A 12968-nucleotide genomic window follows, 5' to 3' on the forward strand; every position below is an offset into this window, starting at 1 on the left:
AAATGAGTGGCCACCGCAAAAAAATATTTCTGCGCAGATTGGTCGAACAACGGTTTGCAGGAATGTATACGATATCCGGGTCGAACCGGCATCCCCTTAAATTTTCGCTGGAAATTTCCACCAGCGAATGCTATATTTGCGCTCGCTAATTTACCGGTCGGAGCGGAGGTGCGGCACAGGTCTGCGTTACGTCTACGAGGGGAACGTGCCGGGTGAGGGGGGCGAAAACAGCTATTGCTCTTTATGCGGCTCCCTGCTAATTAAGAGACTCGGCTATCTGGTGGGAAAGAATCTTCTCTGCAATGGAACCTGTCCCGGCTGCGGGGCAGTCATCGAGGGTGTATGGACGTAGTGCGGCGAATGGCCCGGTGGGCCAAGCTCTCGGAACCGGGGTTCGTCTCCTTCCTTTTTCAGATCCTGCTGGGAGCACTGCTTGTCCTGGTGTTCTGGGTCGTCGATGGCCTGATCGATTACCTGCTCTTCGGCGGAAAGCCGTTGGCCGAGTATCTGCTGGCGTCGGACAGCCACGAGGACTTCGCCCTGGTGCTTTTCCTGGTCGGCGGCCTGCTCCTCTACAGCCGCCGCGCCCATCGCAACGAGGCCGCCCTCGAGCAGGCCCTGCAGGCGGCGCTGGAGGAGGCACAACGGGAGCGGGCCAAGATGGAGAGCATCTTTGAAGCCCTCGGGGAAGCGGTTTCCATCCAGGACCCCGATCTCAGGGTCCTCTACCAGAACCCTGCCCACCGGCAGATGACCGGCGACAACATCGGCCGCTACTGCTACGAGGCTTACCGCAAGGAGAGCCAGCCCTGCGCCGGATGCCACCTGCTGGCCTCCTTCCAGGACGGCAAGGTGCACCGCGCCGAACTTGGGCCGGAAGCATCTGCCACAGGAGGGTACGTCGAGCTGATCGGCTCCTCACTGAAGGGAAGCGACGGAAAGCCGCTCTTTGGCATCGAGGTGGTTCGCGACATCACCTCCCGCAAGCTCGCCGAGCAGGAGACCGCCGCCCTCAATGCCGCGCTGACCCACCAGGCTACCGAACTTCACCAGGCCAACCAGGAGCTGGAGGCCTTCTGCCATGCCATCTCCCACGACATGCGTGCCCCGCTCACCAGGGTCTACAGCTCCGCCCAGGAGCTTCGAGGGTACCGCGAACAGCTGGATGAAAACGGCCGTTTCTTCGTCGATCTGGTTCATGACGGCTGCCTCCAGATGGAGGCGCTGCTCGACTCGCTCATGGTGCTCTGCCGCGTCACCGAGGTGGGCCTGTCCTGCGCCTCCTTCGACCTGGTCCCCGCCGCCCGTGAAATAGCCGCGCAACTGCAGCAGGATAATCCCGATCGGCCGGTTTCCTTCCGCGCCCCTGAACAGCTCCTGGTGCATGGCGATCCCCAGCTTCTCTGCGTGCTTCTGGAAAACCTCCTCTCCAACGCCTGGAAGTACAGCAACAAGGTGGATACCCCCGTAGTGGAACTGGGCACCCTGACCACCGAGCAAGGGGAGACCGCCATCTTCATCCGCGACAACGGGGCCGGCTTCGACAGCAGCCTGGCCGGTCAGCTATTCCAGCCTTTCAAGAGGCTGCACACCTATCGGGATTTCCCCGGCACCGGCCTTGGCCTTGCCACCGTGCGCCGCATCGTGCGCCGTCACAACGGGCGCGTATGGGGAGAAGGGGAGCCGGGCCGCGGTGCGACCTTCTACTTCACGCTGCCCCGCTGACGCGGAAACGGTTGCCCCCGGATCGCCATTCATGCTATACATCAGCTTTCTTCCTAATAAATTCCACGTGATGAAGAGGTTTTCTTCTTGAAGGTTTCACTGCTACGTCGCTTCTGGGTTACTTTCTCCGTCTGGGTAATCGGCAGCTACGCCTCCTTGTTGAACCGGTTTCGCGTAGAGGGAGCCCAGCATATCCCTGCCAAGGGGGGGGTCCTGATCGCCTCCAACCACATCTCCGCCTACGACACCGTGTTCCTCCCCTGGGCCGTCATCCGCAACCACCCGTTGCAGATGCTCTGGGCTCCCGCCAAGGAGGAACTCTTCGCAGGTTTCATGGGATTCGTCTACCAATCCTGGGGGGCCTTCCCGGTGCGGCGCGGTCGCGACGTGCGCGCGGGCAAGCAGATCAACGCGCTCCTCGTCGACCAGAAGGTGATGCTCTTCCCCGAGGGGACCAGGCACAAGGACGGCGTGCTCGGCAAGGGGAACCGCGGCGTGGGCAAGATCATCTACGACACCAGGCCTCACGTGATTCCCACAGCGCTAAGCGGCATCAACCGCTGGAAGTTCCCTGGCGTCGGCCTTCGGGGCGGAGTCGTTTTCGGCGCGCCGCTTGACTTCAGCGACCTGTACCAGCTCGAGGACTGCAAGGAGACCCACCAGATGATCGTGGACCGGGTCATGGACGCCATCGCGGCCCTGCTGCAGCAAAAAGGGGGACGGCCTCATGCGGGTTGAGATCTTCTGCGACGGCGCCTGCAGCGGCAACCCCGGGGTCGGCGGTTGGGGGAGCATCCTGCGCTACGGAGAGAAGGTGAAGGAGCTTTCCGGCGCCGAGGGTGAGACCACCAACAACCGGATGGAGATGAGCGCTGCGATCCAGGCGCTCGAGGCGCTGACCCGCCCCTGCGAGGTGGTGGTCACCACCGACTCGCAGTACCTGGCCAAGGGGATGACCGAGTGGCTCGCCGGCTGGGTGAAAAGGGGGTGGGTGAACTCGAAGAAGGAGCCGGTGCTAAACCGTGACCTCTGGGAGAAACTCCTCGCCCTCGCCAAGACGCACCGGATCACCTGGGTCTGGGTGCGCGGCCACAACGGCCACGTGGAAAACGAGCGCTGTGACGAACTGGCGCGCGCGGCCATCGACAGCTACCGGGCCGGCGCCGGCAGGTAAGGGGGCTGCGGCTCCCGATACGAGGGTGTAGTGGATTACTTTATCATCGAGGTCTCCGAGGAGGAGGTCAGACGCGAGCGCGAGAAGGCGCGCGAGCTGAGGCGCAGCCAGTGGTGGAAGAACCGGCTGGCCAAAGGGGTCTGCCACTGGTGCCAGGGGAAATTCCCCCCAGCGGAGCTTTCCATGGACCACATCGTACCGGTCATCCGCGGCGGCAAGTCGGCCAAGGGGAACGTGGTCCCCTGCTGCAAGGAATGCAACAACAAGAAGAAGCACATGCTTCCCATCGAGTGGCAGGAATACCTGCAAGGGATGGGACGGGACGGTGACGCCGAGGCCTAGCAGCGGCTGCCGTGGAGATAGAGTTTTGAGCCAGAACATCAAGGCGGTCATTTACGATTGCGACGGCGTGTTGTTTGACTCCTTCGAGGCAAACTACGCTTTTTATCACCTGATACTCGAGCGTTTCGACAAGCCGGCCCTCGACCGGGCGGACCTGGATACCATGCGCATCCTGCACACCCACTGCAACAAGGACGTGCTCGAGTACCTGTTCGCCGGCGACAGCCGGATGGACGAGGTGCGCGCCTTTTCCGCCGGCATCGATTACAGGAAACTCTTTCCGCTCATGGTCATGGAACAGGGGCTGCGCGAGACCCTGGACGCGTTGAAGGGGAGGGTGGAACTGGCGATATGCACCAACCGGGCGAGCTCCATGGACATCCTGCTCGCGTCGTTCGGGCTCGATGGTTATTTCAGCTGCGTGATGACGGCCGGGCGGGTCCAGAACCCCAAGCCGCACCCCGAGCCCCTCTTCAAGGTGCTGGAACATTACGGCCTCGCGCCGCACGAGGCCCTTTTCGTGGGTGACTCGGATGTCGACCGCCGCGCCGCCGAGGGGGCCGGGGTCCCCTTCGTCGCCTATCGCGGGGATCTCGACTGCGCCACCAAGATAGTTAGACACCAGGATCTGCTGTTACTGCTTTAACCCGGAGGGTTGATCTATGGAGCCTGTGCCGCAGGAAGATGCAGAGAAGCTTTTAAGCCGCGCCCTTGCCGCCTTTTCCTCCGGCGAATACCAGGCTGCCCTGGCCCAGCTGGAGCGGGCGCTGAAGCTTCAGGACAACCCGTTGCTGCACTCCTACCTCGGCCTGTGCATCGCCAAGGAGCGCGGGCAGGTGAAAAAGGGGCGCGAGCTCTGCCTGGCCTCCCTCGACCTCGAGCCGGAGAACCCGGCGCACTACCTGAACCTGGCCCGGGTTCACCAGGCTGCCGGCGACAAGCTGCTGGCCATCGACGTGCTCAGGAAGGGGATGTCGGTCGGTGGAAGCGATGAGCTCAAGGCCCTTTTGGCCACCCTTGGCACCAGGAAGGCTCCTCCGCTTAGTTTCCTCTCCCGCGACCACATCCTGAACAAGTGGCTCGGCATCGCTCTTTCCCGCGTCGGCCTGCGCTAACCCTCCCCAAACCGAGGCGAACAAGCCGGAACCGTAGTATACTTCTCCTCATTTGCTCATCTCGAGCGTGAGGAGGTGCCAGATGACCGACCGGTTCCGGCAACAAGGGGCTTTCAGCTGGTTCGAATTGACAACGGATGATCTTCCCGCGGCACAGAACTTTTACGGCAGGTTGTTCGGCTGGAGCACCGAGCGCTGGGACGGGGAAGGTGACTACACCCTGATCAAGGTTGCCGGCAAGGAGGTAGGTGGGATGGCCCCGGCCGGACCGGGACACCGCAAGCCGCCTGGCTGGGGGGTGTACGTGACGGTAACCGATGTGGACCAGACCGCCGCCATGGCCGAAGAACTGGGCGGTAAGGTGCTGGTGCCCCCCACCGACATCCCCCGGGTGGGACGTTTTTGCGTGCTTCAGGACCCTCAGGGTGCCGTCCTGACTGCGATCACCTACTGCCGCCCGTAAGGGGAGCGCTCGAAAAATGCGAAAAGGCCGCGCCTGGTCTCCCCGGTGCGCGGCCTTTTTCTTTGTTTACACGCCGTCCCGCTAGATTCCCAGAATCATCGAGAGGTCGTGCAACTCGTCCTGCGGCATCTTCTCGCTGGCCACCACCGTCTCCAGGGGGGTGGCGCAGATCTCGCCGCAGCAAAGTCCCACCATCGTCCCCTTTTCGCCGGCGATAAGTTGTTCGACCGCCGCGTGGCCGAAGCGGCTCCCGAGCAGCCGGTCGAAGACCGAGGGCGCGCCGCCGCGCTGGTAGTGTCCGAGCACTGTCACGCGGGTCTCGAAGCCGATGGCGTCCTTGATGTTGTCGGCGATGTTCTGGGCGCGGCCGGCCCCTTCGGCGAGGATGATGATGGCGTTGCTGCGCCCCTCCTCGTAGCGTTTCCTGAGCTGGTTGCAGAGGTCGGCTATGTCGCACTCCACCTCGGGGATGATGGCGTACTCGGCGCCGGTCGCTATGGCGCTCATGCTGGCGAGGTACCCCGAGTTTCTCCCCATCACCTCGATCACGAAGGCGCGGTCGTGCGAGCTGGCCGTGTCCTTGATGCAGTCGACGGCGTAGATGATGTTGTTCAAGGCGGTGTCGACGCCGAGGGCCATGTCGGTATAGGCGATGTCGTTGTCGATGCTGGCGGGGATCCCGATCACCGGCACCCCCATGCGGTGCAGGGCGAGCGCTCCATTGAGCGAGCCGTCCCCGCCGATGACGACCAGCCCCTCGATCCCCAGGTCCTGCAGGTGACGGACCGCCTTCTCCCTGCCGAGCACGGTGCGGAACTCCTCGCTTCGGGCCGACTGCAGGAACGTACCGCCGCGGTGCAGTATCCCCGCCACGTCCCTGGTGGTCATCTCCAGCAGGTCCCCTTTCAGAAGGCCCGCGTACCCTTTCCTGAAGCCGACCACCTGCACCCCGTGTCCCAGCGCCGTCCGGGTCGCGCTCCTGATCGCCGCGTTCATGCCGGAGCAATCTCCGCCGCTGGTAAGAATCCCGATCTTTTTCATGCTCTGACTCCGCTGGAAGTTGTCTTGCCGATGCCGCACCCCACCCTGGGGCGGGGCCAGCTTGAATATATCATGTGGTGCCCCGTTTTCAACAAGGCCTTAGCGCCCGGGATCGTTCGTCTTTTCCCGCTGACCGCGGATCCACTCCATGCGCTCCCTGATGCTCTTCTCGTAGCCGCTTTCCTTGGGGGTGTAGAAACGTCTGCCCGAGAGCTGCTCCGGGAGGTACCCCTGCGCCACGACGCCGTCCTGGTAGTCGTGCGGGTAGAGGTACCCCTTGCCGTACCCGAGCCCCTTCATGAGCTTGGTCGGGGCGTTCCTGATCTGCATCGGTACCGGGAGCCCCCCCGACTTCCTCACCTCGGCCAGCGCCTCGTTGATCCCCTGGTAGCTCGCGTTGGACTTGGGGGCGGTGGCGAGGTAGGTGACGGCCTGCCCCAGGATGATCCTTCCCTCGGGCATCCCCACCAGGCGGAAGGCCTCCAGCGCCGAGACCGCTATCTGCAGCCCGCGCGGGTCGGCGTTGCCCACGTCCTCTGATGCGAAGATGACCATGCGGCGCAGGATGAAGATCGGGTCCTCGCCCGCTTCCAGCATGCGCGCGAGCCAGTAGAGCGCCGCGTCCGGGTCGGAGCCCCGCATCGACTTGATGAACGCCGAGATGACGTTGTAGTGCTCCTCACCCCCCTTGTCGTAGAGCAGGGGCTTCTTCTGGGACGCCTCGCGGGCGGTCTCCAGCGAGATGTCGCCGTCCCGCGCCAGGCGCGCCGCCGTCTCCAGGGTGTTCAGCGCGATGCGCGCGTCTCCGCCGGCCTGCTCGGCCATGAAGGAGAGTGCATCCTCGGAGGCTGTGAACTCGAATTCTCCCAGACCCCGCTCCCGGTCGATGAGCGCGTTCGCCAGTATCTGCCGGATCTCCTCGTCGGCGAGCGGGTTCAATACCAGCACCTTGCAGCGCGACAGAAGCGGCGCGATCACCTCGAAGGAGGGGTTCTCCGTGGTGGCGCCGATCATGGTGAAGGTGCCGCGCTCGACGTAGGGGAGGAAGGCGTCCTGCTGGCTCTTGTTGAAGCGGTGGATCTCGTCCACGAAGAGGATGGTCCGTTTCCCCTGGTACTTCAGGGTGTCCTCGGCTTCCTTGACCACCTCGCGGATCTCCTTGATGCCGCTCATGATGGCCGAGAAGAAGATGAAGTGGCTCTTGGTGGCGCCCGCGATGATGCGGGCCAGGGTGGTCTTGCCGGAGCCCGGAGGGCCCCAGAAGATGAGGGAGGTGACCCGGTCGGTTTCGATCAGGCTTCTGAGGAGCTTCCCTTCGCCCAGAAGGTGCCCCTGTCCCAGGTACTCGGAGATGGTACGGGGCCGCATGCGTTCGGCAAGCGGCGCGAATCGTTCGTCAGTTCCGTTGAAAAGATCCAATCAATGCCTCTGCAGTTCCACGGCTCCCGGGAGGATGTCCACCGGCTTGATGCCCCAGATCTCGCGGGCGTACTGGTCGATGGTCCTGTCGCTTGAGAACTTGCCCATGCCGGCGCAATTGAGTATCGCGCGCCGCGCCCACTCCTCGGGTTTTTTGAACAGTTCGGCGACCTTCTCGTGGCAGGCGACGTAGGAGGCGTAGTCGGCCAGGAGCATGTAGTGGTCTCCGAGGTTCAAAAGCGAGTCGGTGAGCGGGGTGAACAGTTCGGGAGCCCAGGGGGAGAAGAAGCCGGAGGCGATCATGTCCAGTACCCGCTTCAGTTCCCGGTTGCCGTTGTAGTATTCCCGCGGATTGTAGCCGCGCGCACGCAGCTGCGACACCTCGGCCGCGGTCATGCCGAAGATGAAGATGTTGTCGCGACCGACCTCTTCCATGATCTCGATGTTGGCGCCGTCCAGGGTGCCGATGGTGAGGGCGCCGTTCAGGGCGAACTTCATGTTCCCGGTCCCGGAGGCCTCGGTGCCGGCGGTGGAGATCTGCTCGGAGAGGTCGGATGCGGGGAAGATCTTCTCGGCCAGCGAGACGCCGTAGTTGGCCAGGAAGACCACCTTGATCCTTCCCGCGACGTCCGGGTCGTGGTTGACCACGGCGGCCACGGCGTTGATGAGCCGGATGATCAGCTTGGCGGCGGCGTAGGCAGGTGCCGCCTTGCCCGCGAAGATGAAGGTGCGCGGCACCACCTCCGCGGCGGGGTTGTCCTTGATCCGGTTGAAGAGCGTGATGATGTGCAGGACGTTGAGCAGCTGGCGCTTGTACTCGTGCAGCCGTTTCACCTGCACGTCGAAGAGCGAGTCCGGGTCGACGTCGAGGTCGTTGTGCTGCTTGATGTAGTGGCACAGCAACTCCTTGTTGCCACGCTTGACCTGCTGCCAGCGTCCGACGAACTCGGGGTCGGCCGCGATGGCGCGCAGCTTCTCCAGCTCGTAGAGGTTCCTGGTCCATCCGCCGCCGATGTACTCGTCGATCAGGGCGGAGAGGGCGGGGTTGGACATCTTGAGCCAGCGCCTCTGGGTGATGCCGTTGGTCTTGTTGTTGAAACGCTCCGGGTACATCTCGTAGAAGTCGCGGAACAGCTCGTTCTTGAGGATCTCGGTATGCAGGGCGGCGACGCCGTTCACCGAGTGGCTCCCCACGATGGCCAGGTGCGCCATGCGGATCTTGCGCTCCCAGTGCTCCTCGACGATGGACATCCTGGCGGGGCGCTCGGGCTCGTCGGGGAACTGCTCCCGGATCTCCTTCAAGAAACGCTCGTTGATCTCGTAGACGATCTGCAGGTGCCGGGGCAGGATCTGCTCGAAGAACCAGACCGGCCACTGTTCCAGCGCCTCGGGGAGGATGGTGTGGTTGGTGTAGGCGAAGGTCTTCCTGGTGATCTCCCAGGCGTCCTCCCAGTCGACCCCTTCCTCGTCGATGAGCACCCGCATCAGCTCGGGGATGGCGAGGGTGGGGTGGGTGTCGTTCAACTGGATGGCGACCTTTTCCGGCAATAGCCTCATGTCCTGGTGCTTCTTCTTGAAGCGGTAGATGACGTCGTGCACGGTGGCCGAGGCGAGGAAGTATTCCTGCTTGAAGCGGAGCTCCTTTCCCTCCACCACGTTGTCGGCGGGGTAGAGCACCTTGGAGATGGTCTCCGACTGCATCTTCTTTTCCACGGCGCGGATGTAGTTCCCCTCGTTGAAGAACTTGAGGTCGAACTCGCGGCTGGACTTGGCGCTCCAGAGCCTGAGCGTGTTGACGCTGTGGGTCTGGTAGCCCGGGATGGGGGTGTCGTAGGCCATGGCCATGACGTCGTCGGTGTCCACCCACTCCCGCACGAGTTTTCCGTTCTGGTCGAAGGTGGAGATGACCCGGCCGTAGAATTTCACGGTGTGCAGGTGCTCCTGCCGGTCCAGCTCCCAGGGGTTTCGGTAGCGCAGCCAGTTGTCCGGGATCTCGACCTGGGCGCCGTCCGCGATGTGCTGCCGGAAGATGCCGTACTCGTAGCGGATGCCGTAGCCGTAGGCCGGGATGGACATGGTGGCCATGGAGTCGAGGAAGCAGGCGGCGAGCCGCCCAAGGCCGCCGTTGCCAAGCCCCGCGTCCTGCTCTTCGTTGACGATCTGCTCGAAGTCGTTCCCCAAGGAGGTGATGGCGTCCTTGAAGTCCTCCCACACCCCCAGGTTGATGAGGCTGTTGCTGAGGGTCCTTCCCATCAGGAATTCCATCGATATGTAGTAGACTCTCTTGTTGTCGGAGTTGTAGTAGGCCTGCTGGGTGTCGAGCCAGCGCTCAACCAGGTGGTCGCGGACCGCATAGGCGAGGGCGTTGAACCTGTCATAGGCTGTGGCCGAGTATTTGTCCTTTCCCAGTGTGTACTCCAGGTGCTCAAGAAAGGACTTGATAATGAGCATTTGCTTGTCAAGCTCTTCGTTGATGCCGATCTGCTCTTCAGTCATGAGTCACCCTGCATCTGCACGTAGTTATTGTGGGAAAGGTCTCTGCTGGACTACTTGGGGCGCGCCAGTTTTCCGTTGGACATGATACACCAACTGTGCTAGTAAATCCTAGATTACTGTACAAGTAAAGGGCTCGTGATGAAAAAAATCGCCATTTTTGCGAAAGTGCACGATCCGCGTTGTCTGGGGGTCGCCGAAGATCTGATCGGGTGGCTGGCTGGCCGCGGCGTGACCGCCCACGTGGAGAAGCATCTCTCCCTGAGGCTCAGGCGCACCACGCTCGCCGAGAGCGCCGAGAGCTCCGAGATCGCGCGCGATGCGGACCTCGTGGTGGTCCTTGGTGGCGACGGCACCCTCATCGCGGCCGCGCGCCTGATCGGCGAGCGCGACGTCCCCATCCTGGCGGTGAACCTCGGGAGCCTGGGCTTTCTCACCGAGATCACCCTGGACGAGCTCTACCCCTCGATGGAGCGCTGCCTGGCCGGCGACTTCGAGGTGACCGAGCGCATGATGCTCCTGGCGTGCGTCGAGCGCGCCGGTGAGGTGGTCGAACTGCACCGGGTGCTGAACGACGCGGTCATCAACAAGGGGGCCCTGGCCAGGATCATCGACATGGAGACCTCGGTGAACGGGCGCTACCTCACCACCTTCAAGGCCGACGGCCTCATCATATCGACCCCGACCGGATCGACCGGCTATTCGCTTTCCGCCAACGGCCCGATCATCCATCCCGAGCTCGAGTGCATCTCGATCACCCCCATCTGCCCGCACACGCTGACCAACCGCCCGCTGGTGGTGGACGCGGGCGCCCAGATCGCCATCAAGCTGAACTACGCCCCGGACGAGTCCGTGTTCCTGACCCTGGACGGCCAGGTCGGCATGAAGCTCCTCTCCGGCGACGTGGTGCAGATCCGGAAGGCACCGCACGTGACCCGCCTGATCCAGTCCCGCAGCAAGGACTACTTCGAGGTGCTCCGCACCAAGCTCAAGTGGGGTGAACGCTAAGTGCTCAGAGAGCTCCAGATAACCAACCTCGCCATCATCGACAAGCTGCACGTCGAGTTCAGCCCCGGGCTCAACATCCTGACCGGCGAGACCGGCGCGGGCAAGTCGATCATCATCGACGCGGTGAACCTGATCCTCGGGGGGCGCGGCAGCGCCGACCTGATCCGCTCCGGCGCCAAGGAGGCCTCGGTGGAGGCCCTTTTCGACCTCTCCGGGCGCGACTCGCTCCTCACCGCGCTCGCGGCGGCGGGGATCGACTGCGACGGCGAGCTCCTGGTGCGGCGCGTGGTTGCCCCCGGCGGCAAGAGCCGCGTCTTCATAGGCGGCGGGCTCGCCACCACCTCGCTTCTCTCCGAGATCTGCCGCAACCTGATCAACATCTACGGCCAGCACGACGCCCAGAGCCTCCTGAAGACCGAGCAGCACCTGCTCCTTCTGGACGGCTTTTCCGGCGCGCTCTCCCTGCGCGCCGAGTTCGCCGCGCGTTACGAGGAGTGGCAGGCGGCCAAGCACGAGCTGCAGGCGCTCGAGGCGGGGGAGCGCGAGGCGGCCCGCCGGCTCGACCTGCTTGCCTTCCAGAGCAACGAAATCGCCGAGGCGAAGATCGTCCCCGGCGAGGAGGAGGAGCTGGCCGAGGAGCGCGGCAGGCTCATGCACAGCGAGAAGCTGATGGCGGCCTCGCAGAGCGCTTTCGACGCACTCTACGGCGGCGAAGCCCCGATCCTCGGGAACCTCTCCGGAATCATCGCCGGGGTCGCCGACGCCGGTCGCATCGATGCCGCCCTCGTCCCGGTGAGCGAGGCGCTCGAGGCGGCCTACGCCCAGCTCGAAGACGCCTCCCTTACCCTGCGTGACTACGCCGCCCGGGTCGAGTCGGACCCGGCCCGCCTCGAGGAGCTCGACGACCGGCTCGATGCCATCAGCCGCCTCAAGAAGAAGTACGGCGCGAGCATCGAGGAGATCCTCGAGTACCAGCGCCAGGTGGACCAGGAGCTGTCGGTGCTCTCCAACCTCGAAGGGACGCGCGGTGAGCTGCAGGCGCGGATCTCGCTCCTTCAGCAGGAAATGGCGGCTCTCGGTGCGAAGCTCACCAAGGCGCGCGGGGAAGGGGCCTCGAACCTCAAGGCAGGGATGGAGCGCGAGCTCGCCGAACTGGCCATGAAGCACGCCGTCTTCGAGACCGCCTTCGAGAAGGGCGCCGAGGCGAAAAGCTACGGCTTCGAGCGCGCCGAGTTCCTCTTCTCCCCGAACCCCGGCGAGCCCCCGAAACCGCTGGCGAAGATCGCCTCCGGCGGCGAGCTTTCCCGGCTCATGCTGGCGCTTAAGCAGCTCCACCCCGACTCCGAGGTCCCCACCCTCATCTTCGACGAGGTGGACACCGGCATCGGTGGGGCGACCTCGGCCCTGGTTGGGGAGAAACTGAAGCGCGTGGCCCGCGAGCAGCAGGTGCTGGCCATCACCCACCTGCCGCAGGTGGCCGCCTTTGCCGACCGGCACTTGAAGGTCGAGAAGAGGGTGGCCGACGGACGTACCGCCACCGGCGTGGACCTCCTGGAAGGGGAGGAGCGGGTGGCCGAGGTGGCGCGCATGCTTTCCGGCGCGCGCGTCACGGAAAAGACCCTGGAACATGCCAGGGAGTTGATTCAGGAGGCAGTGAGATGATCAGAAAGGCCAGGATTGGCGACGTAAAAGATATTCAGAAACTTTTGACCAACTTCGCGAGCCGCGGCGAGATGCTCTCCCGCTCGCTTTCAGAGCTGTACGAGGCGTTGCGCGACTTCTACGTGTTCGAGGAGGACGGGCAGCTGCTCGGCACCTCGGCGCTGCACATCGTCTGGGACGACCTGGCCGAGGTTCGTTCCGTGGCGGTGGCTGAGAGCGCCGGCCGGCGCGGCATCGGCAGCCAGGTGGTCGGGGCCTGCATCGAGGAGGCCCGCGCCCTGGGGCTTAAGAAGCTCTTCTGCCTCACCTACAAGCCCGACTTCTTCGCCAAGTTCGGCTTCAAGGTGGCCGACAAGTCCGAGTTGCCGCACAAGGTCTGGGGTGACTGCATCAAGTGCGTCAAGTTCCCCGACTGCGACGAGATCGCGATGATCCTCGAGCTGTAACCGCAGGGCCAGGAGGAGGGACAGCGCCTAAGACCTGTAGGGGCGAATAATCATTCGCCCCGCCTCATCGCACCTCAACG

General features: G+C 63.7%; 13 protein-coding genes. 10 read left to right on the plus strand and 3 right to left on the minus strand.

What is annotated here, in order from left to right; genetic code table 11:
• Positions 1 to 342: 342 nt before the first annotated feature.
• From KP003_RS07995 to KP003_RS08025, 7 genes are all read left to right on the plus strand, one after another.
• Entirely contained in the window at positions 343 to 1725 is a 1383-nt protein-coding gene (locus tag KP003_RS07995; protein WP_216498017.1) for a sensor histidine kinase, read from the plus strand.
• Positions 1726 to 1812: 87 nt separating this feature from the next.
• Complete coding sequence (locus KP003_RS08000; protein WP_216498016.1) at positions 1813 to 2463, plus strand: lysophospholipid acyltransferase family protein; 651 nt, start codon at positions 1813 to 1815, stop codon at positions 2461 to 2463.
• Positions 2453 to 2899 (plus strand): ribonuclease HI, encoded by a 447-nt coding sequence (rnhA, locus tag KP003_RS08005; RefSeq protein WP_216498014.1) that lies wholly within the window; start codon positions 2453 to 2455, stop codon positions 2897 to 2899. The genes KP003_RS08000 and rnhA overlap by 11 nt, the downstream gene beginning before the upstream one ends.
• A gap of 30 nt (positions 2900 to 2929) precedes the next feature.
• The gene (locus KP003_RS08010) at positions 2930 to 3241 is read left to right on the plus strand and encodes an HNH endonuclease (RefSeq protein ID WP_216498012.1); all 312 of its coding nucleotides are present in this window, start codon (positions 2930 to 2932) and stop codon (positions 3239 to 3241) included.
• A 25-nt stretch (positions 3242 to 3266) separates the two neighbouring features.
• The gene (locus KP003_RS08015; RefSeq protein WP_216498011.1) at positions 3267 to 3887 is read left to right on the plus strand and encodes an HAD family hydrolase; all 621 of its coding nucleotides are present in this window, start codon (positions 3267 to 3269) and stop codon (positions 3885 to 3887) included.
• 16 nt (positions 3888 to 3903) lie between these two features.
• A complete protein-coding gene (locus tag KP003_RS08020; protein WP_216791459.1) occupies positions 3904 to 4356 on the plus strand; it encodes a tetratricopeptide repeat protein in 453 nt (150 codons plus the stop codon).
• A gap of 82 nt (positions 4357 to 4438) precedes the next feature.
• Positions 4439 to 4819 carry a VOC family protein gene (locus KP003_RS08025; protein WP_216498009.1) on the plus strand — a complete coding sequence of 127 codons (381 nt, stop codon included), beginning with the start codon at positions 4439 to 4441 and terminating at the stop codon, positions 4817 to 4819.
• Between the two features lie 81 nt (positions 4820 to 4900).
• Here KP003_RS08025 and pfkA read toward each other — a convergent pair whose 3' ends face one another.
• The 3 genes from pfkA to KP003_RS08040 form a co-directional block, all read right to left on the minus strand.
• On the minus strand, positions 4901 to 5860 hold the full coding sequence (gene pfkA, locus KP003_RS08030; protein WP_216498008.1) for a 6-phosphofructokinase: 960 nt from the start codon (positions 5858 to 5860) through the stop codon (positions 4901 to 4903).
• Positions 5861 to 5959: 99 nt separating this feature from the next.
• Complete coding sequence (locus KP003_RS08035) at positions 5960 to 7228, minus strand: replication-associated recombination protein A (RefSeq protein ID WP_239027661.1); 1269 nt, start codon at positions 7226 to 7228, stop codon at positions 5960 to 5962.
• A 51-nt stretch (positions 7229 to 7279) separates the two neighbouring features.
• On the minus strand, positions 7280 to 9775 hold the full coding sequence (locus tag KP003_RS08040) for a glycogen/starch/alpha-glucan phosphorylase (RefSeq protein ID WP_216791463.1): 2496 nt from the start codon (positions 9773 to 9775) through the stop codon (positions 7280 to 7282).
• A gap of 138 nt (positions 9776 to 9913) precedes the next feature.
• On the opposite strand from KP003_RS08040, the gene KP003_RS08045 reads away from it, so the two are divergent.
• Genes KP003_RS08045 through KP003_RS08055 form a run of 3 tightly spaced genes read left to right on the plus strand, consistent with a single transcriptional unit; the run spans position 9914 to position 12888 of the window.
• Entirely contained in the window at positions 9914 to 10780 is an 867-nt protein-coding gene (locus KP003_RS08045; protein ID WP_216791464.1) for an NAD(+)/NADH kinase, read from the plus strand.
• On the plus strand, positions 10781 to 12442 hold the full coding sequence (gene recN, locus KP003_RS08050) for a DNA repair protein RecN (protein WP_216791466.1): 1662 nt from the start codon (positions 10781 to 10783) through the stop codon (positions 12440 to 12442).
• Positions 12439 to 12888 (plus strand): N-acetyltransferase, encoded by a 450-nt coding sequence (locus KP003_RS08055; RefSeq protein WP_216791468.1) that lies wholly within the window; start codon positions 12439 to 12441, stop codon positions 12886 to 12888. The genes recN and KP003_RS08055 overlap by 4 nt, the downstream gene beginning before the upstream one ends.
• Positions 12889 to 12968: the final 80 nt, after the last annotated feature.

The sequence above is a fragment of the Geomonas diazotrophica genome, from assembly GCF_019063885.1.
Lineage (GTDB): Bacteria > Desulfobacterota > Desulfuromonadia > Geobacterales > Geobacteraceae > Geomonas > Geomonas diazotrophica.

Excerpts from the sequence above, each read along its gene's own strand:
- KP003_RS07995 (WP_216498017.1), top strand. The coding sequence starts at position 343 with ATGGACGTAGTGCGGCGAATGGCCCGGTGGGCCAAGCTCTCGGAACCG.
- pfkA (WP_216498008.1), bottom strand. The coding sequence starts at position 5,860 with ATGAAAAAGATCGGGATTCTTACCAGCGGCGGAGATTGCTCCGGCATG.
- rnhA (WP_216498014.1), top strand. The coding sequence starts at position 2,453 with ATGCGGGTTGAGATCTTCTGCGACGGCGCCTGCAGCGGCAACCCCGGG.
- KP003_RS08025 (WP_216498009.1), top strand. The coding sequence starts at position 4,439 with ATGACCGACCGGTTCCGGCAACAAGGGGCTTTCAGCTGGTTCGAATTG.
- KP003_RS08055 (WP_216791468.1), top strand. The coding sequence starts at position 12,439 with ATGATCAGAAAGGCCAGGATTGGCGACGTAAAAGATATTCAGAAACTT.
- KP003_RS08040 (WP_216791463.1), bottom strand. The coding sequence starts at position 9,775 with ATGACTGAAGAGCAGATCGGCATCAACGAAGAGCTTGACAAGCAAATG.
- KP003_RS08035 (WP_239027661.1), bottom strand. The coding sequence starts at position 7,228 with ATGCGGCCCCGTACCATCTCCGAGTACCTGGGACAGGGGCACCTTCTG.
- KP003_RS08045 (WP_216791464.1), top strand. The coding sequence starts at position 9,914 with ATGAAAAAAATCGCCATTTTTGCGAAAGTGCACGATCCGCGTTGTCTG.
- KP003_RS08020 (WP_216791459.1), top strand. The coding sequence starts at position 3,904 with ATGGAGCCTGTGCCGCAGGAAGATGCAGAGAAGCTTTTAAGCCGCGCC.